The sequence below is a fragment of the Telluria sp. ZB4P37 genome (assembly GCF_059685855.1).
Genome location: NZ_JCASID010000008.1, coordinates 62,532 through 83,408 on the forward strand (window position 1 = coordinate 62,532; position 20,877 = coordinate 83,408).

The 20,877-nt window shown below is 68.4% G+C and carries 11 protein-coding genes; 7 read left to right on the forward strand and 4 right to left on the reverse strand.

The window, feature by feature from the left end:
- Positions 1-36: 36 nt before the first annotated feature.
- On the reverse strand, positions 37-699 hold the full coding sequence (locus AC56K1_RS14190) for an energy transducer TonB (protein ID WP_497158474.1): 663 nt from the start codon (positions 697-699) through the stop codon (positions 37-39).
- 311 nt (positions 700-1,010) lie between these two features.
- Between AC56K1_RS14190 and AC56K1_RS14195 the strand changes: the two genes are divergently transcribed.
- From AC56K1_RS14195 to AC56K1_RS14210, 4 genes are read left to right on the forward strand one after another with little or no spacing between them, the layout of a single operon-like run.
- Positions 1,011-1,661, forward strand: a complete 651-nt coding sequence (locus tag AC56K1_RS14195) for a response regulator (RefSeq protein ID WP_489876084.1) — start codon at positions 1,011-1,013, stop codon at positions 1,659-1,661.
- A gap of 5 nt (positions 1,662-1,666) precedes the next feature.
- Entirely contained in the window at positions 1,667-2,680 is a 1,014-nt protein-coding gene (locus AC56K1_RS14200; RefSeq protein WP_497158475.1) for a hypothetical protein, read from the forward strand.
- Positions 2,677-4,188, forward strand: coding sequence for a sensor histidine kinase (locus tag AC56K1_RS14205; RefSeq protein WP_497158476.1), 1,512 nt, complete (start codon positions 2,677-2,679; stop codon positions 4,186-4,188). Before AC56K1_RS14200 ends, AC56K1_RS14205 begins: the two co-directional genes overlap by 4 nt.
- A gap of 23 nt (positions 4,189-4,211) precedes the next feature.
- Positions 4,212-5,900, forward strand: a complete 1,689-nt coding sequence (locus AC56K1_RS14210; protein ID WP_497158477.1) for a M14 family zinc carboxypeptidase — start codon at positions 4,212-4,214, stop codon at positions 5,898-5,900.
- Between the two features lie 94 nt (positions 5,901-5,994).
- Here the strand turns inward: AC56K1_RS14210 and AC56K1_RS14215 are convergent, their stop codons facing one another.
- The 3 genes from AC56K1_RS14215 to AC56K1_RS14225 form a co-directional block, all read right to left on the reverse strand.
- Entirely contained in the window at positions 5,995-7,800 is a 1,806-nt protein-coding gene (locus AC56K1_RS14215; protein WP_497158478.1) for a DUF885 domain-containing protein, read from the reverse strand.
- A gap of 16 nt (positions 7,801-7,816) precedes the next feature.
- Positions 7,817-8,953 carry a branched-chain amino acid ABC transporter substrate-binding protein gene (locus AC56K1_RS14220; RefSeq protein WP_497158479.1) on the reverse strand — a complete coding sequence of 379 codons (1,137 nt, stop codon included), beginning with the start codon at positions 8,951-8,953 and terminating at the stop codon, positions 7,817-7,819.
- A 68-nt stretch (positions 8,954-9,021) separates the two neighbouring features.
- The gene (locus AC56K1_RS14225) at positions 9,022-9,507 is read right to left on the reverse strand and encodes an Lrp/AsnC family transcriptional regulator (protein WP_497132119.1); all 486 of its coding nucleotides are present in this window, start codon (positions 9,505-9,507) and stop codon (positions 9,022-9,024) included.
- Positions 9,508-9,656: 149 nt separating this feature from the next.
- Between AC56K1_RS14225 and AC56K1_RS14230 the strand changes: the two genes are divergently transcribed.
- The 3 genes from AC56K1_RS14230 to AC56K1_RS14240 all read left to right on the forward strand — a co-directional run bounded on the left by AC56K1_RS14230 (position 9,657) and on the right by AC56K1_RS14240 (position 20,841).
- Positions 9,657-11,591, forward strand: coding sequence for an aminotransferase class V-fold PLP-dependent enzyme (locus AC56K1_RS14230; protein WP_497158480.1), 1,935 nt, complete (start codon positions 9,657-9,659; stop codon positions 11,589-11,591).
- 197 nt (positions 11,592-11,788) lie between these two features.
- Positions 11,789-19,987, forward strand: a complete 8,199-nt coding sequence (locus AC56K1_RS14235; protein WP_497158481.1) for a GH36-type glycosyl hydrolase domain-containing protein — start codon at positions 11,789-11,791, stop codon at positions 19,985-19,987.
- Positions 19,984-20,841 (forward strand): outer envelope protein, encoded by an 858-nt coding sequence (locus AC56K1_RS14240; RefSeq protein ID WP_497158482.1) that lies wholly within the window; start codon positions 19,984-19,986, stop codon positions 20,839-20,841. Before AC56K1_RS14235 ends, AC56K1_RS14240 begins: the two co-directional genes overlap by 4 nt.
- Positions 20,842-20,877 lie beyond the last annotated feature (36 nt).

Consider the following 20,877-nt stretch of genomic DNA (forward strand, 5'->3'; position numbering starts at 1 on the left):
AGCTGGGGCGGGCGAAGAGGGGAAAAACGGTCAGGCTTACTCGAGGGTCCAGACGTAGGCGATCTGCGCCCAGCCGGCTTCGGCGACGCCGCCATTCATGGCCGGCTTGAACTGGCACAGGCTCAGGGCATTGACCGCGGCGCGGTCCAGGTCACGCGAGCCGCTCGATTTCTGCACGCGCGAACCCTGCACCCGGCCGTCGGCGCCCACCATCAGGGCCAGCGTCACGGTGCCGGTGTCGCCATTGCGCGCCGCATTCACCGGGTAGTCCGGCTTGGCGCAGCCATTGGCGTCGGCCAGCACGGCGCTGCGCATCTCGCCCGGATTGCTGTTGGTGGTCGGCGGCGCCGGAGGCGCGTCGTTCTGCGAAGGCAGGGCCGGTTCCGGTGCCGGATTGGGCTCGGTGCTCGCTTGCACCTGGTCCTGCACCGGCGGCGGCGGCACTTCCACTTCCGTCTTCGGCACCACGATGTCGGGCTTCGAAACCCGCTGCTGCGGCTGTGGCGGTTCTGGCGGCGGTGGCGGCGGGATCTCGGGCTGCATCCAGACGATCTTGTCGTCGATCAGCGTGGGCAGGCTGATGGTCTTGGTGTTCATCATGTTGACCATCCCGACTGCGACCAGGGCGTGCAGGCCGGCGACCAGGGCGAACTTGCCGGCCTTGCCGCCGGGGGCATCATTGATTTGCGAGAAGTGCATGGCGATCTCCTTTTCTTGTCGTCTAGCGATGGGGGTCGCAGAACTTTTTGCTTCAGGAAAGATATGCATCGAACAGGTGATGGAACCAATATATGCTAGAGCCTAGCAATCTGTAAAGCGATTTCGTAGTAATTTTGATTCCATATGCAAGCGATCGAGCGCCGGCGCAGGAGGAACAGCGGGCACTCGCATCGTGACGCGTTGTATGAAATAATCCTCCTATTACCCGCACCCTTTCCGTCAGTTGGCACACATAGATGCCAGAACTTGGTAAGCGAATGTAAGCGGGCCTCAAGACAGGAGCAAAAGTGGTGTCCGAACAGAAAAAACCGATTCGCGTGATGCTGGCCGACGACCATCCGATCGTCATGACCGGCTTTGCCATGTCGCTGGAAGCGGCAGGCATGCAGGTGGTGGGCCAGGCCAAGACCCCGAGCGAGGCGGTGGCGCTGTACGCGTCGCAGCAGCCCGACGTGGTCATCCTCGACATGCGTTTCGGGACGGAGCTCACCGGCCTCGATGCCGCGCAAAGCATCCTGAAGGACGACCCGCGCGCGAAGATCATCTTCCTGAGCCAGTTCGACCAGGACAGCCTGATCAAGGAAACCTATCGCATGGGCGCGCACGCCTTCGTCACGAAAGATTGCGACCCCTCCGACCTGGTCACCGCGGTGCGCCACGCCCACGACGGCAAGCTGTACTTCCTGCCGCAGATCGCTTCGCGCCTGGCCAGCATGGCGGTGCGCGGCGACGTCACGCCGCAATCGCAGCTCGACGAACGCGGGCTCGAGATCTTCAAGCTGATGGCCGAGGGCATGACCAATGCCGAAATCGCCGAGAAGCTCGATTTGTCGACCAAGACCATCAGCAATATCAGCCAGTCGATCAAGGAAAAGCTGGGCGTGCACCGCCAGGCCAACATCACCCTGCTGGCCGTGAAGCACGGCCTGATCGAACCCTAACGCCGATGCAGATCTCCAGGTCCCTGCGCACGGCCTGCGCCGCGCTCGTGCTGCTCGCCTGCGCGGCGCAGGCTGCCCCGCAGCAGGGCGCGGCGGAGGAGGCCAAGGTCACGGGATTCCGCTTCCAGATTGTCACCGGCGACGACAGCGAAGTCACGCGCCGCATCGCCGAAGACCTGTACAAGCGCCTGGTGCCCACCTTCGCCGCCTTCCGCACCGAGCTGGGACAGCGCCGCCGCATGCTCTACGTGGCCATTGGCCCGACCGCTTTGCGCGACGCGGTGGCGCGCCGCTGCGACTGCGTGGTGATCTCGGCCTTCACTTCGAGCCAGGTCTGGCGCGCGGTGACGAAGTCCGCCCCTGGCCGCGCCGCCTCGATGACTGCCGTGTATGCCGAGCCGGCGCCGGCCGACCAGCTGCGCCTGGCCGCGCTGCTGTACGGGCGGCCGGTGCGCGTGGGCGCCATCCTCGGGCGCGACACCGCCTTTCTTCGCCCCACCCTGGAAAACGAGGTCGACGTGCAGCCGCTTGCGCTGGGCGACGACATCAACCACACGCTCAACCGCATGACGCGCTCCGAAGTGCTGCTGGCGCTGCCCGACGGCGACGTCTACAACCCGGAGAACGTGCGCAACATCCTGCTCTCGACCTACCGCCGCAAGCAGGGCGTGATCGGCTTCTCGGCCGACATGGTGAAGGTCGGCGCGCTGGCCACGACCTACTCCGAGATCGAGGACATCAACACCCAGGTGGCCGAAATCGCGGCCAGCTTCGTGGCCACGGGCGAATTGGCCCCGCCGCAGTTCCCGCGCTACTTCCGCACCCTGGTCAACGAAGGCGTGGCGCGCTCGCTCGACGTGCGCGTGACCGACAGCGCGCGCAAGTTCGCGCGCGCGCCGGCGCGTTCCGGTGCGCCCTTGCGCCCGCCGGCGGTGGCCCCCGTGCTTGCCCCGCCGCTTGCGCCGCCGGTGATTCCCCCGGTTGCCGTCCCGTTGGCCCCCGCGGCGCCCAAGCCATGACGATGCGCTTCTGGCGCGGCTGGAGCATCGGCCGGCGCATGACCTTCATCACCATGCTGCCGGTGGCCTGCCTGTTCACCTCTTTTGTCTGGTACTCGTGGTATTCGCACCGCTCGCAGGTGGCCGAGGAGCTGTCCGAGCGCGGGCGCATCCTGGCGCGCGCGCTGGCCGAAACCAGCGAATACAACGTCATCTCGGGCAACCTGTCCGACCTGCGCCTGACCATCAATGGCCTGGTGCAGTCCGACAGCAGCCTGTATCGCATCGAGGTGGTGGGCGTGGACGGCACCCAGGCGGTGCGCGTCGATTCCGAATCGGCGATCGACGCCCAGCCGCACTACTACGAGGCGCCGATCAAGAAGCAGGTGGTGTGGATCAACCTGTTCACCGACAACGGCACGCCCCACGTCTCCGCCTCGAGCCTGCTGCGTCCCCCGACCCTCACCACCGAGGTGGTCGGCTGGGTGCGGGTGACGATGTCGCCCTCGAACATGATGGCCAAGCAGACCCGCCGCTTCCAGTTCGAGCTCGGCATCGCCGCGCTGGCGCTGGCCGTCAGCGGCATCCTGGCATGGGTGCTGGCGCGCTCGCTCACGGTGCCGCTGCGCGAAGCCATCGGGGCCCTAAGCCGCATCCGCAACGGCGATTTCCGCGTGCACCTGCCGGTCACCACCGGCGGCGAGGTCGGCGAATTGCAGGCCTCGATCGGCGAGATGGCGCTGGCGCTGGACGAATCCAAGCGCGACCTCGAGAACAAGGTGGCCGAGCGCACCCGCGACCTGCTCGCCTCGCGCAACGAGGCACTGCGCGCCGACGCCGACAAGCGCAAGTTGATCCAGAAAGTGAACTCGATCATCGAGGACGAGCGCAAGAGCATCGCGGTCGAGATCCATGACGAACTCAATGCCTCCCTGATCGCCGCGCGCCTGGAGGCGCAGGCCATTGGCGCCCTGGCGGCCAAGGCGGTGCCTTGTCCGGAGATCGACGAGATCGGGCGCAAGTCGCAGGCCATCACCAAGCTGGCGCTCGACCTGTACGCCAACGGCCGCCGCCTGGTGCGGCGCCTGCGTCCCGAAGTGCTCGACATGCTGGGCCTGCACGGGGCGGTGGAAGAGATGGTGCGCCACTACGACAGCGGCTCCGGCTGCGGTTTCGAATTCCACGGCGAGGGCGATTTCTCGCGCCTGCCCAACGAACTGGCCATCTCAGCCTACCGCATCGTGCAGGAAGCCCTGTCGAACATCATGAAGCACGCGCAGGCCACCTCGGCCCAGGTGCGCCTGGTGCTCGACGAAGGCGCGCAGACCCTGCGCATCGTCGTGGCCGACGACGGCAACGGCTTCGATCCGGCCAGCGCCTCGGAAGGCATCGGCATCATCGGCATGCGCGAGCGCGTGTACGCGGTGCACGGCGTGATGGACGTGCGTTCCAGCCCCGGCGGCGGGACCGTGCTGGCGATCACGCTGCCGCTCACCGCGCCGGTTGCCGTGCCGACGACGATTCAGTAATTAACCAAACAGATAAGCACACCATGTCCAACCAACTGCTGACCCCCTACGAACAGGGCAACCTGAACCAGACGACCACGCTGCGCGACTGCATCGCATGGTACGAAGACCTGGCGCGCCGCTATCCCGGTGTGCTGCACTTTGCCCAGGTGGGCGTGTCCGATGCCGGCGTGCCGATCCACGCGGGCGTGGTAAGCGGCGACGGCGTGTTCGACCGCGAGGAAATCAAGCGCGCCGGCCGTCCGGTCTTCTTCAACAATAACGGCATCCATCCGGGCGAGCCGGAAGGCGTCGACAGCTGCATGGCGCTGGTGCGCGACTTCTGCACCCAGCACGAGCGCCTGGCCGCGTTAGGCGACACGGTGTTCCTGTTCGTCCCGCTGTACAACGTGGACGGCAGCCTGAATCGCGCCGACACCTCGCGCGTGAACCAGGACGGCCCCGAGCAGTTCGGCTTCCGCGGCAACAGCCGCCACCTCGACCTGAACCGCGACTTCGTCAAGTGCGACACCCTGACCGCCCGTGTGTTCAACCAGCTGTTCACCGCCTGGGACCCGGACGTGATGGTCGACACCCACACCTCGAACGGCGCCGATTACAGCTACACGATGACCCTGATCCACACCCAGGCCGACAAGCTGGGCGAGGAGCTGGGCGGCTTCCTGCGCTCGACCATGCTGCCGGCCATGTACGCCGGCATGGAAGCGCGCGGCTGGCCGACCTGCCCCTACGTGAACCCGGTCAAGGACTGCCCGGACCACGGCATCGCCGAATTCCTCGAGACCGCGCGCTTCTCGACCGGCTACGCAGCCCTGCACCACACGATCGGCTTCATGCCCGAGACGCACATGCTCAAGCCGTTCAAGGACCGCTACGAGTCGATGCGTGCGCTGGTAGAGACCGCGCTCGAGTTCACGGTGAAGCACGGCGGCCAGATCCAGGCCCTGCGCCGCGCCGCCAGGGAGCAGGGACGCACCCGTGCCGAGTGGCCAATCCACTGGGCGATGGACGAGGCCAATCCCTCCTCGTTCCGCTTCAAGGGCTATGAGGCGAAGTACACGCCGAGCGTGCTGGGCACCTACACGCGCCTGTCGTACGACCGGACGAAGCCGTGGGAGCGCGACATCGCCTACTACAACAGCTTCCCGGCCGATATCACCGTCCCCGCGCCGCGCGCCTACATCGTGCCGCAACAGTGGGTCGAGGCGATCGAGCGCCTGCAGTGGAACGGCGTGCGCCTGGAGCGGATAGACGCCGACCGCGTGGAAGAAGTCGACTATTACCACATCGTCTCCGTCACTTCGCGCCCGAACGCCTACGAGGGCCATATGTTCCACGACGACGTGGTGCTGGAAAAGCGCCGCGCTTCGGTACAGCTGCGCGCGGGGGATGTCATCGTGCCGCTCGACCAGGACAATGCGCGCTATGCCGTCGAGACGCTCGAGCCGCAGGGCCACGACAGCTTCTTCCGCTGGGGCTTCTTCAACAGCGTGCTCGAGAAAAAAGAAGCGTATTCGGATTACGTGTTCGAGGACCACGCGGCGGAGCTGCTGAGCGACGAGCCGGCGCTGGCGACGAAGTTTGAAGCGTGGAAGAGGGAGAATGCGGCGCTGCTGGGGAACCAGGAGGCGGTGCTGGACTTTATCTTTGCGAACTGCGAGCGCTATCGGGAGCCGGAGTGGAGGCGGTATCCGGTGTTCATGATCGGCTGATCGGCGGGATTTTTTTGCACCTCCAGCCTGAAGACCGTCGTACCGGCCTTCGCCGGTACGACGGTTTTTAAGCTAACGAAGGAAGGCTTTTACCTTATTTCGTCTCCGCAATCCACCGATCCACCTTCGCCTCCAGCACCGCCAGCGGCAGCGTGCCTTCCTCCAGCACGACCTTGTGGAATTCCGGCAGGCTGAACTTGCTGCCCAGCGCATCCTGCGCGCGCTTGCGCAGTTCCATGATCTTCAGCGAGCCGATCTTGTAGCCCAGCGCCTGGCCCGGCCACACCATGTAGCGCTCGATCTGCGCGCGCGCCTCGTGCTCCGAATAGCCCAGCGTCTCCTGGAAGTATTTGATCGCCCGCTCGCGGCTCCAGCCCTTGGCGTGCAGGCCGGTGTCCACCACCAGGCGCGCGGCGCGCAGCATCTCGTCGTTCAGGTGGCCGAAATAGTCTTCCGGCTTCTCGAACAGCCCCATCTCCTTGCCCAGGGTTTCGGCATACAGCGCCCAGCCTTCGGTAAAGGCGTTGTTGCCGCCAAACTTGCGGAAATTCGGCAAGCCCAGTTCCTGCACCAGCGCGATGTGGAAGTGATGGCCCGGCTGGCCTTCATGCAGGTAGAGCGTGACCATGCCGGTACTGCCGTACTGCTTAGGGTCATTCACCACCGACCAGAACACGCCCGGACGCGAACCGTCCACCGCCGGCGGCGTGTAGTGGTCCGAGGCGGTCGCACGCGACAGTTCCGGCTCCAGGCGCAGGTCGAGCGGCGACTTCGGCATCAAGGTGAACAGGGCCGGCAGCTTGGTGCGCACTTTCGCATCGAGCTCGCGGAATACGTCGATCACCTGCTGGTCGGAGGTGAAGGGCTTGAACTTCGGCTGCTCCGACACCCAGCGCGGCAGGCCGGCGGCGGGGCCGGTATAGCCCATCTTCGGTCCGGTCACGCCATACTCGCCCTGGATGCGCGCCACTTCTTTCAGGCCGATCTCGTGGATCTGGTCGGGCGTGAGGCTGGTCGTGGTCATCGCCGCGGCGCGCGCCGCGTACCAGGCGGCGCCTTGCGGCAGCGCGTTCCAGCCGGCACTTAGGCGGGTCTTCGGCAGATAGTCCTTCTCGATGAAGGTGGCCAGGCGCTTCAGGGCCGGATTGAGCTTGTTGGCGATCGCCTTGCGGTAGGCGGTCGTCAAGCTGCGCTTGTCGGCGCTGGAAAACTTGGCCGGCATGTTCTTGATCGGCGTGTAGAAGATGCTCTCTTCCGGCTTGGCGGCTACCAGCTGCTTGAACTGCGGCAGGCTTGAGAGCATCGGCTCGCGCGGCTGCACGACGCCGCGCTTGATCCCTTCGCGCATGTTGACGATCGACTGGTCGATGTGCGGCACCAGCTGGTTCAGGCGGCTCAGGTAGGCACGGTACTCGCGCGCCGTGGTGAGCGGCTGGGCGCCCTGGCCGCTGGCGTAGTTCGCCAGGATCACCGGCATGCTGACCATCTGGTCGATCGGGATCAGGTGCTCGGGGAAGGCGGCCAGGCGCAGCGCGGTGCCCAGTTCGAACTTCAGGATGTCGTGGCTGGTCTGGTCACGGCTGCCGAGGCGCTCGCGCGGGATCGCGCCCAGGCGCTTGAGGTAGCCGCGGTATAGGGCGAACTGCTGCTGGCGCAGTGTCGGCGAGATCGACAGGCCCAGCTTGTCGTTGAAGCGGCTGTCGCCGTTTTCGGTGGCCCATACCGGCTCGAAGCGCGCCAGCGACTCGTAATACTCGTCGGCCAGGGCGTTGATCTGGCGGCTTTCGAAGCTGGCCGCAGCGGAGGCAGGCTTCGGCGGCGTCGTGGGCGCCGCCAACACCGACGAGCAGGCGAGCAGCGCGGCCGCAGCCACGGCGCCGAGTTTGAACAATGCTTTCATCGTGGTTCTTCCTGAATCAGTAGCTGGCCAGCGGCGTCAATGCGCCGTTCTTGAAGGTATAGACGGTGACGGCGGTCTTCTTCAGGTTGCCCTTCGGGTCGTACCCATAGGTGCCGACCACGCCCTGATAGCTGATCGTGTGCATCGCCGCGCCGACCTTGGCTGCGTCCGTCGAGTTCGCGGTCTTCATCGCCTGCGCGATGAATTTGGTCTGGTCGTAGAACGAGGGCGCATACACGTCCGGCTCGCGCTTGAAGCGCGCCTTGTAGCTGCTGATGAAGGCCGGGCCGCCCGGCTGCTTGGCGACGATGGCGCCGGCCTGGGCGCAGCGCACGTTCTCGCCGACGGCAGGGCCGCCGAGCTTGGCCATCTCGGGGCTGCACAGGGTGTCGCCGCCCAGCAGCGGCACGTTCAGGCCGAGCTGCTTCATCTGGCGCACCATCGGGGCGGCCTGCGGCGCATAGCCGCCAAAGAACACCGCATCCACGCGTTTGGCCTTGAGGGCGGTGAGGATGGCGGCGAAGTCGCTGGCCTTGTCGGTGGTGTATTCGTGGCCCGCGACCTTCATGCCGTTGGCTTGCGCCTGGCGCTTGAATTCCATCGCGATGCCCTGGCCGAAGGCGGTGCGGTCGTCGATGACCCCCACGTTCTTGACCTTCAGCTCCTTGGCCGCATAGGCCGCGACCGAGCCGCCGACCTGGGTGTCGCTGGCCACGATGCGAAACACGGTCGGGTAGCCCGACGCGGTGATCTTGGGATTGGTGCCGACGGTCGACATCAGGATGCCGCTGTCGTTGTAGACGCGCGAAGCGGGAATCGCCACGCCCGAGTTGTAGGGCCCGAGCACGAATTTGACGCCGGCGTCGGCGAATTTCTGCGCCACGGTCACGCCCTGTTTCGGGTCGCCGCCGTCATCTTCGGACTGCAGCTCGAAGCGGAGCAGCTTGCCGCCGACCTGGAGTTTTTGTGCGTTAAGTTCTTCGACGGCGAGGCGCACGCCGTTCTCGTTGTCCTTGCCGGCGAAGGCATTCGCGCCCGAGAGCGGACCGCTGACACCGATTTTCACGAGCTGTTCTGCGGCAGTGGCCGAACCGGCATGCGCGGCAAGCAGCGCGGCAAGCGCCAGCGGCGCCATGTTCATCTTGATTGGCATTCCTTGGTCTCCGTTGGATTGACTTCAAACGGTCGCCATCATCGCATGATTCGGCGCTCTTTTTGAAGTCAGGCAGGCAGCCCGTGCGAGATCAGTTCCAGCGGCAGCGCGGTGGTGTACTTGATCTGCTCCATCGAGAACGCGGACGATACCCCGCTCAGGCGCGCAGCCTTGATCAGCTTCTTGTAGAAGCGGTCGTAGCCGGCGATATCGGTGGTGACGACCTTGAGCAGGTAGTCGACATCGCCGCTCATGCGGTGGAATTCCAGCACTTCCGGCAGCGCGACGACAGATGCAGCGAAACGCGCCAGCCATTTTTCATCGTGTTCGCTCGTGCGCACGCTGACGAAGACCGTCACAGGGAGGCCGACCTTGTTGCGGTTGACGATGCTGACACGGCTTTCGATATACCCGTCTTCCTCGAGGCGCTTGACGCGCTTCCAGCATGGGGTGCTGGACAGCCCGACCTTTTCGCTGAGGCCGGAAATCGAGAGGGTAGCGTCTGCCTGCAATGCGGCAAGAATGGCGCAATCAAACTTGTCGAGTGAATTCATTTTCCAAATAACGGTATATGGAGAATATATATGCCAAACGTACGGGATATGTCAGGAAAATTGGTATACCTTTATCGGTTCAGTTCCGTAACATATTCACTAACAATAACACGATCCATAGCAATTAATTACCTTTTTGTAATATCTTTATGAACAGCGAACTCTACCTCGACGCCAACGCCACTTCGCCGGTACTGCCGGCCGCTGCGGCGGCCGCCAATGCTGCGATGGGGGCCTGTTTCGGGAACCCGAGCAGTAGCCATGCGGCCGGCCTGCGCGCCAAGGCCTTGCTCGATGCGACCCGCGCGTCGGCGCGTCGCGTGTTGGGCGCGCCCAGGGGCAGGGTGCTGTTCACCAGCGGCGCCACCGAAGGCATCCAGACCGCCGTGCTGTCGGCCCTGTGCGCGGTGCGCGAGCGCCGCCTGCGCGGGGAGCCCTGTGGCGACCTGCTGCTGTACGGCGCTACCGAGCACAAGGCGGTGCCGGAATCCCTGGCGCACTGGAACCGCTTGCTCGGCACCGGCTTGGTGCTGCGCGCGCTGCCGGTCGATGCCGACGGACGCCACCGCCTGGAGCTGCTGCGCGAACTGGGGCCGCGCGCGGCATTCGTGTGCACCATGGCGGCCAACAACGAGACCGGGATCGTGTCCGATCTCGACGGCATCGCCGCTGTCCTGCGTGACACTGCCAGTCCTGCGCTGTGGATGGTCGACTGCGTGCAGGCGCTCGGCAAGCTGCCGCTGGCGCTGGACGCCACGCGCATCGACTATGCGCCGTTCTCGGGTCACAAGCTGTATGCACCGAAAGGCATCGGCCTGCTGTACGTGCGCGAAGGCGCGCCCTATACTCCCTTGATGTGCGGCGGCGGCCAGGAAGCCGGGCAGCGCTCGGGTACCGAGAACATGAGCGGCATCGCCGCCCTGGGAGCGGTGCTCGCCGCGCTGGAAGAGGGCGGCACCTTCCGCACTCACGCCGAGCTGCTGGCATGCCGCGACCGGCTGGCCGGCGCACTGCGCGATGCCTTTCCGGGCGTCGTCTTCAACGCCCCGCTCGCGCACGCACTGCCGACCACCCTGAATTTCTCGGTGCCGGGATGCAGCAGCAAGGAGCTGCTCGACCTGTTCGATGCCGCCGGCGTGCGCGTCAGCGCGGGCTCGGCCTGCTCGGCGGCCAAGGCCGCGCCAAGCTATGTGCTCGACGCGATGGGCGTGCCGGCCGAGCGCAGCGCGTCGGCGGTGCGCATGTCCTTCGGTCCGCTGGTGGACGATGCCTTCGTCAACGAAGCCTTTACCCGGATCCTGCGCTGCGGCCAGGCGCTGGCGGCCCCAAAGGCGCCGTCGGGGCTGGAGCAACTCGAGTCGGGTGGCGCAAGCGGCTGGCTGCTGTTCGACGAGGAAGGGCGCGAGTGCATCGCCATCGATCCGCCGGCCGCACTGGCGCCGCGCATCGCCGCCGACCTGCGCGCCCGCGGCTGCCGCTTGAGCGCCTGTTTCGACACCAGCCATGGGGCCGGCGGCGCCGATGCGCTGTGCGCATTGATGGACCTGGCCGCAGAATCGGCACCCGAATCCATCACGCTCGGCCGCGACCTGCTGCTCAAGGTCGGCGACGCCTTCCTGCTGGGAAGGCCGGAGGGCGATACGCTGCCGGCCCATGCCGTGCGCTTTGTCTTCGGCACCCTGCCGCACGATGCCACGGTCGCCGACCTGGCCCTGTGCTGCCACCGCATTGGCGAGCCTGCGGTTTCGCGTCCCGGCGCCCAGCCGCTGCCAGACGACGGCATGCACCTTGATGCGGCTGCCGCACACGCTTACCTGGACGCCCATCCGGAGGCACTGCTGGTCGACGTACGTGAGCTGCCCGAGCACGCCGCCGGCGCCGCGCACCTGGGCGGTCGCGCTGCACACCACGTCCCGCTGTCGCAGCTGGCCGGACAGGCTGCGGCATGGTTGCAAGGCGAACCGTGTCCGCTGGTCTTCATGTGCCGCAGCGGCAACCGCAGCGCACGGGCGGCGCGCCTGTTGCGCCAGCTCGGCCATGCCGAGGCCTGGCACGTGGCCGGCGGCCTGGCGCTGGCCGGCTGAGTCGAGGCAAGCCGCAACAGGGCGGCGCATCTGTCCCCAGTGTACGTCACCGCACAGTGCCTATCCCGGGCTTCTTCTAGCATGACGGAGGCCGTGCGCGCCCCGCCATGTTGGTCTGCTGTATCGCTCCACTGAACCGCCCCGGGCGCCCGGCGCGCCAGCAGTCGACAGCGCACGCCTCATTGCCGAGGACCCTGTTGAACCTGGAGAAGAACCCGATGGCCGAATTCGCGTCCGCGCAGCAAGCTGGTTCCGTGCGCGCCGACGACGATGTGCCGATGCCTGCCGCGCAGCTGGCTGTGCATGGGCGCGCGCTCGCGTCCCGCCACCGGCTGGCCGGCGGCGATGGCGCGCCCGGCCTGCGCGCCCTGCTGGCCGGGCAAAGCGAGGCCTTGGACGCCGCCTGCGAGGCGCTCGACCGTGCGCGCCAGGCCGGCAGCGAACTGCCTGCCGCCGCCAATGCCATCCTCGACCATACTCCCCTGATCGACGCCCAGCTGCGGCAGGCGCGCGGCCAGCTATTGCACGACGATGGCGTGCTGCCTTGCCTGGAGCAGCCTGCCGGTGCCCGCCTGCAGGTCCTGGCGCAGGAAGCCGTGGCGCGGGGCGCCGGTCGCATCGAGCGTGAGGCCCTGATGCGCTTTCTCGCCGCCTACCAGGAACAAGCCCCCCTGCTGCTGGCCGAGCTGCGCCTGCTGCCTGCCGCCTTGCGCCTGGCGCTGCTGGGCAGCCTGCGCGACATCGCCGTGCGCAGCGATCTAGCCTGCCGCGAGCGCGTTCTGGCCGAGGGCTGGGCCACGCGCATGGTTGACACCGCCGCACAGCGCTCGGGTGACCTGATCCTGCTGGTGGCTGACATGGCGCGCGCCGTGCAGCCGATGGGCAGCAGTTTTGTGGCGGAACTCGCACGCCGGCTGCAGGGGCAAGGCGGGGTGCTGGCGCAGGCGCTGGCCTGGATCGATGCCCGCCTGGCGGACGACGGTTCCAGCATCGCGCAACAGGTACAGGACGAACGTAGCGCGATGGCCGCCGATGGCATCCAGGCCGCCCACTGCCTGGCCAGCCTGCGCCTGCTCGGCGGGATCGACTGGCGCGCGCTGCAGGAAAACCTCGGCGCCGTGGAAAGCACGCTGCGTGCAGACCCGGATGGCAGCTACCCGCGCATGGATGGCCCGACGCGCGACCTGTACCGGCGCAGCATCGAAGACCTGGCGCGCTCCACCGGGCGGCTGGAATCCGACGTCGCATCCGAAGCGCTGGCGCTGGCCGGCGTGCACCGTGCGCCGGCGGAGGGCGGCCTGGATGCGCGCCACCGCCACATCGGTTACTACCTGTGCGGCCCGGGCGCGGCTGCACTGGAGGCCCGCCTTCAACCGCGTCCCGGCCTGGCCGCTGGCTTGCGCCGGCGCGCGCGGCATCTGCCGCTGTCGCTGCGCACCGGCGCCACCTGCGTGCTGACGCTGCTGTTTGCGGTAGCTGCCGCGGTATGCGCGCGCCAGGGCGGCGCAGGAATGGTGCTGCAGGCCGCCGTTGGGCTGCTCGCCCTGGTGGGAGCCAGCCAGCTGGCCGATGCGCTGGTCGACATGATGGCCCTCTGGCTGGCGCGGCCTCCCGCCACGCCGCGCATGGATTTCAGCACCGGCATTCCGCTCGATGCCCAGGCGCTGGTCGCGGTCTCCGCGCGCCTGAGAACCAGCACGCAGGTCGACGCGTTGTGCCGCGACCTCGAAGTGCGCTATCTCGCGAACCGCGACCCGCGCCTGCGTTTCTGCCTGCTGGCCGACCTGCACGACGCCGACGCCGAAAAGATGCCCGGCGATGCGGGGCTGGTGGCGCGCGCCAGCGAAGCGATCGAGGCCCTCAACCGCAAGCATGCGCAGCGCCACACCTTTACCACGCAGGACGAAGACGGCCAGCCCGCCACGCGCACGCAGCGAATCGAACCTTTCCTGCTGCTGCAGCGTCCGCGCACGTGGAACAGCGGCGAGCAGGCCTGGATCGGCCGGGCGCGCCGCCGCGGCCAGCTGGCCGACCTGAATGCCTATCTGGCGGGCACGGGACGCGAGCGCTTTGCCTGCAGCGCCGGCAACACCGCGGGGCTGGCCGAAGTGCGCTATGTGATCACCCTCGATGCTGCCATCGACCTGCCGCGCGATGCGGGCAGGGCGCTGGTCGGCGCCATGGCCCACCCGCTCAACCAGCCGGCGTTGGCGCTTGAGGGCAGCCGCATCCTCAAGGGCCACGGGATGCTGCGCCCGGCCATTGGCGGCGCCCTGCCGGGCAGGCAGGCCTGCCGCTACCAGCGCCTGTGGACCGGCGGGCGCGGTACCTGGGCCGCGGCGCTGGGCGGGCACGAATGCGACACCCAGGGCATGTTCGGCTGGGCTGCCATCTATGACGTCGACACCTACGAGCGCGTGCTGCGCGGGCGCCTGCCCGACGATGCCCTGCTCAAGCCGGGAGCGGTCGACGAAGGCTGCCTGCATGCGGCCCTCGACTGCGACGTGCGGCTGGAAGAAGCCTTCCCCGACAACTACGGCGAGCACGCGGTGCGCCGCCACCGCACGGTGCGCGCGGCCTGGCAGTCGGCGGGCTGGGTGCGCCGCATCGTTCCCAAGGCGGACGGGCAGCGCGAAGCCAATCCGATGACCGCTGCCTACCGCTGGCAGCTGTTCGATACGCTGCGCGACAGCCTGGTGGCCCCGGCGATGGTGTTGTTGCTGCTGCTGTGCTGGACTACGCTGGCCGCACCCGCGTTCTGGATCGGCGCCGTGCTGTCGGTGTTCTTCCTGCCCGCGCTGGCCGGCAGCCTGGTGGCGCTGGCCGACCGGCCACACGACGCGCCCTGGCGCCAGCACCTCGACGCCTGGGCGCGCGGCGCCCGCGTGGCGCTGGTGCGCGGGGCGCTGGCGGCCAGCTTCCTGCCGCATGCGGCGTGGTGCCAGCTCGATGCCATTGCGCGCGCGGTCTGGCGCCGCCACGTCTCGCGCCGGCACCAGCTCGAGTGGCGCCTGCCGGCGATGTCGCGGCCCGCCCGCGACATCGCCAACAACTGGATCACAATGTGGATTTCCCCGGTGCTGGCGGTGGCCGTTGCGCTGCTGCTGACCTTTGCCAATCCGTATTCGCTGTTCACCGCCGCCCCGGTGCTGCTGGTGTGGTTCCTGGCGCCCGCACTGGCCTGGTGGACCAGCCTCTTGGCGCGCCAGCGCCCGCCGCGCCTGCCGGCCGCACGGTACACCTTCGTTCAGCGGCTGGCGCGCCGCAGCTGGAGCTTCTTCGAAGACCACGCCGGCCCCGCCAACAACTGGCTGCCGCCGGAAAGCGTGCAGGAGCACCCACATCCGCTGGCGGACGGACGCAGCAGCCCGGACGGCATCGCTTTCGGTCTCTTGTCCACGCTGGCGGCGCGCGATTTCGGTTACCTGCCGCTGGGCGCGCTGCTCGAACGGCTTGACGGCTCGCTGGCGTCGATGGCCTTGCTGGAACGCTGGAAGGGCCACTACCTGGCTGCTTACGACAACGCCACCCTCGCGCCCTGCGAGCCGGCCTTCGTGTCGACGGCGAACAGTGGCTGGCTGGCGCTGGCCTTACGCACGCTGGCCGTGGGACTGGATGAATTGCCCGATGCACCGGTGTGCGGGCCGCAGGCGCTGGACGGGATCCGCGCCGCGCTGCACGTGGTGGACGAGCTGGCGGTGGGGCAGGCCCCCAACGTAAGCCAGAAGCTGGCCGCCGTCTGGGCCGCGCTCGACCCGAAACGCTGCCGCGCAGCCGACACCTTGCCCGGCCTGTGCGAATGCCTGCGCCACACCGTCGACGCGGCCGATGCGCTCGATGCCGCGCTGCACCAGTCCGACAACGAAAGCCTGCGCGGCTGGTCTGCGCGCCTGGCGGCCCAATGCCACGCGGTGCAGGACGACCTGCTCACGCTGGCGCCATGGATGCGGGCGGCGCAGGAATACGTGTTCGATGCCAGCCTGACGCGCATCCCGACCCTGCGCGAACTGGCCGCCATCGATCCGGCGGCGGCCTCCCAGGCGGGCCTTTCGCGCCTGGTGCGCGAAGGCCGCGACCGGGCAGCGGCGCTGCTGGCGCAGGCCGCGCGCCTGACCGCGCAGGCGCGTACGCTCGGCGCGATGGATTTCGCGGCGCTGCTCGACCATGACACGGGTTTGCTGTCGGCGGGTTGCCACATCCGCGAAAACAGGCTGGACGCCGACAGCTGCGACCTGCTGGCCTCCGAAGCCTGCATGGCCAGTTTCGTTGCGGTGGCCCAGGGCCAGCTGCCGCAGCAGCACTGGTGGAGCCTGGGGCGGCCGATGCAAGTGAGCGGCGCCGAGCAGTTGCTGCTGTCGCGCTCGGGAAGCTTGTCGGACACCCTCGCGCCGTCCCTCTTGATGCCGTCCTGGCGCGAGTCGCTGCTCGACCACGCCGGCCGCGCCGCCGTCCGCGCACAGGTGGCGCACGGCCGCGATCTCGGCATGGTCTGGGGATTTTCGGAATCGGCCTGCAACGCGGTCGATGCTGGATTGCGCTTCCAGTTTCGCCGCTTCGGCGTGCCGGCGGCGGCCTTGCAGCGCGGCGCCGGGGCCGAACCCGTCGCCGCGCCGTATGCGGCCATGCTGGCGCTGCCGGTGGCGCATGGCGTGGCACTGGCCAACCTCGAACGCATGGCGCAAGAGGGGATGACGGGCGACTACGGCTTCGTCGATGCGGTCGACCACACGCCGGGCCGCCTGCCGCACGGCGAACAGCGCCATGTCGTGCGCACGGTGTCCGCGCGCCACCAGGGCATGGGCCTGCTCGCGCTGCTGCAATTGCTGCAGGACGCGCCGATGCAGCGCCGCTTCGCGGCCGATCCCGAACTGCGCGCGGCCCTGCCGCTGCTGCAGGAGCCGGTGCCGGCTTGCGGCGCATCGCGTGCCGCACCCTGCGACGGCGTGGCGCGCCAGGCCCTTCCATCCAGCGGCCGCGTCATCGACAGCAGCGCCATGCCGGAGCTGCAATTGCTGTCCAATGGCCGTTACCACGTGATGATAACGGGCGACGGGGCCGGCTACAGCACCTGGGGCGGCGTGCCCCTCACTCGCTGGCAGCCCGACCCGCTGGGCGGCCGCGGCGGCCTGGCCTGCGTGCTGCGCGATACCGCCTCGGGCGACACCTGGTCGGCCACGCTGGCGCCGGTGGCCGGCGCGCCGGAACGCTATGAAGCCGTCTTTGCCGAGGGGCGCGCAGCCTTCCGCCGCGAAGAACGCGGGCTGGCCATCCTGAGCGACGTGGTGGTGGCCCCGAGCGACAACGTCGAACTGCGCCGCATCCGCATCCGCAATACGCTCTCCGCGCCGCGCACGCTCGAAGTGACTAGCCATGTCGAGCTGGCGCTCCCGGGAGTATCTCCGGGTGCGGCGCAGGATCATCCGGCCCAGCCGGTGCGGATCGACGAGGCGTCGCAGGCGCTGCTGTGCTCCTTCGGCCTGGGCGCGCCCGCCGTGCTGCACATGATGGCGGTACGCGGACCGGCCAGCGCGCCGGCCTACAGCAGCAGCTGCCTCGACCCGCTCGCAGAGCTGCCGCCGCTGGATGCAGCGCCCCCTGGGCCGGCCCTGGCCATCCGCCGCACGCTCACGCTGGCGCCCGGACAAGAGGTGACCGTCGACCTGGTGCTGGGTGCGGCCGCCACGCCGGCCGCCGCGCGCGAGTTGGCGCTGCGCCACCTTGACACGCAGATAGTGGCGGGGGCGGTCGATGCGGCGTGGACCCACGGCCAGGCCTTCCTGCGCCGCGCTGGCTTGGGTGAAACCCAGTCCCAGCTCTACAACCGCTTGGCCGGCTGCCTGCTCGATCCGGTGTCCGGCCTGCGCGCCGATGCCGGCGTCATCGAACGCAACGTGCGCAGCCGCGCCGCCTTGCTGCCCTACGGCGTCGGCGCCGGCCGTCCGCTGCTGGTGCTGCAGCCCGGCCAGGAGAGCAGCCTGGTGCGCGAGACCCTGCTGGCGCATGCCTACTGGGACGCGCGCGGCCTGGCTGCCGACGTGCTGGTCTTGTGTGACAGCCGCGCCATGCGCGACGAGGTGGCCGGCCTGGCGCCCGGCGGGCAGGAGGGCATCCATGTCCACCTGCTCGAGGACGTGCCGCAGGAAGACCGCATTCTCCTGCGCTCGGCCGCGCAGGTGCTGCTGCTGGGCGAGCGCGGTACGCTGGCCGACCAGCTGCGCCACGCGGCGCCTGCGATGCCGGCCCTGCCGGCGCCGTTCGCGGCGCGCGAGCCAGCCACGCAGTGGACGGCGGAGACTGCGCCTGCCTTCGACGATCCGCTCCAATACGACAATGGCGTCGGTGGCTTTTCACAGGACGGTCGCGAATACCTCATCCGCGGCAACCAAGCCTTGCCGGCGCCATGGGACAACCCGCTGTCCAATGCCGGTTTCGGCTCGGAGATCGCAGCCGACGGCATGGCCAGCACCTGGTGCGGCCGCCGCAGCTTGCGCCTGACGGCGATTGGCGGCGAAGCCTTCTACCTGCGCGACGAGGACAGCGGCGCGGCATGGTCGCCGGCGCCGTGGCCGATGCCCTCCAGCGAGCCTTATCTCACGCGCCACGGCTTCGGCTACACGCTGTTCGAACACCAGTCCCGCGGCATCGAGTCCAGGCTGCGCTGTTTCGTGGCGGCCGGGGAAGCGCTCAAGTATTCAGTGCTCACGCTGCGCAACCTCTCCAGCGCGCCGCGCCGCCTGTCGGTGACCGGCTACGTGCAATGGCAGATGGACGATGCCGCGCTTGCGCCCGGCCTGCAGGTCGTAACCGGGATCGACGTCGCCAGCGGCGCCCTGTTCGCCCGCAACGCTTTCGGTGAGGGCTTTGGCGACCGGGTCGGCTTTTTCCATGTCGAGGCAGGGCAGGTGGCCTATACCGCCGACCGGCGCGAATTCGTCGGGCGCCACCGCAGCCTGGCACACCCGGCGGCGCTTGAACGCAGCGGGCTGGCCGGTACGCTCGGCGCCGCGCTCGATCCCTGCGCCGCATTGCAAGTGATGGTCGAGCTGCAGCCCGGGGCGGAAACCGAACTGGTCTTCCTGCTTGGGGTGGCAAGTCCCGACAGCCTGGCGGCCAGCCGGGTCGTGCAGCAGCATGGCGGTGCCAAGGGGGCGGCGCTGGCGCTGCGCCAGCTGAACGGGTTCTGGGACGAGCTGCTCGGCAGCGTGCGCGTCGAGACGCCCGACCCCGCCTTCGACCTGTTCGCCAACGGCTGGCTGACGTATGGGGCGCTGGCCCGCGCCATGGGCGGCACGCCTGCCCAGCAGCTGCAGGGCGCCATGGCAGCGGTGCACGGCAGTCCGGCGACGCTGCGCGAGGCGCTGCTGCGAGCGGCGCGCGAGGACATCGGCGCTGCCCTTGCAATGGTTGAGGACTTCCTGTGGCTGCCCCTTGCGCTGCACCGTTATGTCGGCATGACCGGCGACTATGGCGTGCTGCGCGAGCCGGCCGGGGGCGACCCCTCGAGCGGCACGCGGCTGGCGCGCGACGATCTGTACCAGTATTGCGTGCATGGCCTGCGCGGCTGCCTGCGCTTCGGCGCCCGCGGCTTGCCGCTGCAAGACGCCCGCATGCACGAGGACGACCCCGACCACGCCGAGCGGCGAGAGAGCTCGCGGCTGGCCTTCCTGCTTGCCACCGTGCTGCAGCGTTTCGCCGAGGTGGCCGACCGCCGCGCCGATTTCGGCTTCGCCACCACCTGCCGCGGCGCCGCGCTGGCCTTGAAGGCGCAGGCCGAAGAACATGGCTGGGATGGCGCCGCGTATGCAGACGAGGCAGGCGGGAGCGAGGCTGCCACCCAGGCCTGGGCCGCCATCGCCGGGGCCGACCCCGCCCGCGTCAAACCCGCACTGGCCGCCCTCTCCGGGGCCACGCCGCAGGATGGGCGCACGGCGGCATGGCTGGCACTGGCGCTGGCCGGAGAAGGCGCGGCGACGCGCGCCTGGGAACTGGCACGCGCGTCGAATCCGGTCGGGCCGGCCGCCGATGCATCCGTGCGCTACCCCGGCACGCCTTACTTCATGATGGATGCCGTGGGCGCCGGCTGGACGCAGGTGCTGCTGACCGACGCGCTGCTCGGGCTTGGCCGCGCGGTCGACCGCATCAAGCTGGCGCCGCTGCTGCCGTCGGGCTGGGACAGCTTGCGCTTGCGCTACCGCACCGGCAGGACCGATTACCTCGTGACGGTGCGGCGCGCGAGCGCCGGCGAGCAGCTGGTGCTCGACGGCCAGCCGCAGGAGGGGAACACCCTGGAGCTCGTCGACGACGGTCGCGAGCACCAGGTCGAGCTGTATGTGGAACGCAAGCCGGCCGATGCCATGGGCGGCCATCACGACAACCAGCCAGGATCGAGAACATGAGCAAGAGACTAGCCACCGCGGCCTGCGCCGCCCTGCTGTGCTCGAGCGCGCCGGCCCGTGCGCAGGACTGGAGCGACAATGCGATCGGCTACCGCTACGGCACCCGCTTCGCCGAGCCCTTCAATCCGGGGCACATCAAGAAGCACGTGGTGGCCTTCACCCACGCCAGCGGCTATAAATATGGCAGCAATTACTTCAACCTCGACCTGCTGAAGTCCGACAGCACCGACCCGCGTTCGCTGGGCAGCAGCAGCGGCGCGCGCGAGGCCTACCTGCTGTACCGCCACACGTTCGACTTCGGCGCGCTGCGCGGCTCCGAGATCCGCTTCGGCAAGGTCAAGGGCGTGGGCCTGACCTTCGGCTTCGATCTCAACCACAAGGACGATGTCGGCTACAACTCGCGCAAGCGGATGCTGGTCGCCGGCCCGACCCTGATGTGGGACGTGCCGGGCTTCCTGAACACCAGCATTCTGTGGCTGCGCGAGAGCAATTCGCCGAGCGGCCCTTTCCCGCCGATCGCCAACGTGCGTGGCCGCTACACCTACGACACCCACCCGATGTTCGGCGCCAGCTGGGGCATCCCGGTGCGTGATGGCTGGTCCTTCGAGGGCTTCGTCAACTGGATCGCCGCCAAGGGCCTGGACGAGGCGGGGCGCGCCACCAGCGCCGAGACCAATCTTGACCTGGCGCTGATGCATGACATCGGGCCGCGCCTCGGCTACCCGAAAAAGCGCATCCGGGTCGGTGTCGGCTACCAGTTCTGGAACAACAAGTTCGGCAATTCACGCGCGACCACGGGCGGGGCGGGGCAGCGCGCGAGCACCCCGATGCTGCGGGCCGACGTCCATTTTTGAAAGTCCTCAAGCCTGTTGAAACTGCTCAACAGGTGT

Bases quoted from the DNA above. Each gene is read 5' to 3' on its own strand.
- AC56K1_RS14190 (WP_497158474.1), bottom strand. From the start codon at position 699: ATGCACTTCTCGCAAATCAATGATGCCCCCGGCGGCAAGGCCGGCAAG.
- AC56K1_RS14200 (WP_497158475.1), top strand. From the start codon at position 1,667: ATGCAGATCTCCAGGTCCCTGCGCACGGCCTGCGCCGCGCTCGTGCTG.
- AC56K1_RS14205 (WP_497158476.1), top strand. From the start codon at position 2,677: ATGACGATGCGCTTCTGGCGCGGCTGGAGCATCGGCCGGCGCATGACC.
- AC56K1_RS14210 (WP_497158477.1), top strand. From the start codon at position 4,212: ATGTCCAACCAACTGCTGACCCCCTACGAACAGGGCAACCTGAACCAG.
- AC56K1_RS14215 (WP_497158478.1), bottom strand. From the start codon at position 7,800: ATGAAAGCATTGTTCAAACTCGGCGCCGTGGCTGCGGCCGCGCTGCTC.
- AC56K1_RS14220 (WP_497158479.1), bottom strand. From the start codon at position 8,953: ATGCCAATCAAGATGAACATGGCGCCGCTGGCGCTTGCCGCGCTGCTT.
- AC56K1_RS14225 (WP_497132119.1), bottom strand. From the start codon at position 9,507: ATGAATTCACTCGACAAGTTTGATTGCGCCATTCTTGCCGCATTGCAG.
- AC56K1_RS14230 (WP_497158480.1), top strand. From the start codon at position 9,657: ATGAACAGCGAACTCTACCTCGACGCCAACGCCACTTCGCCGGTACTG.
- AC56K1_RS14240 (WP_497158482.1), top strand. From the start codon at position 19,984: ATGAGCAAGAGACTAGCCACCGCGGCCTGCGCCGCCCTGCTGTGCTCG.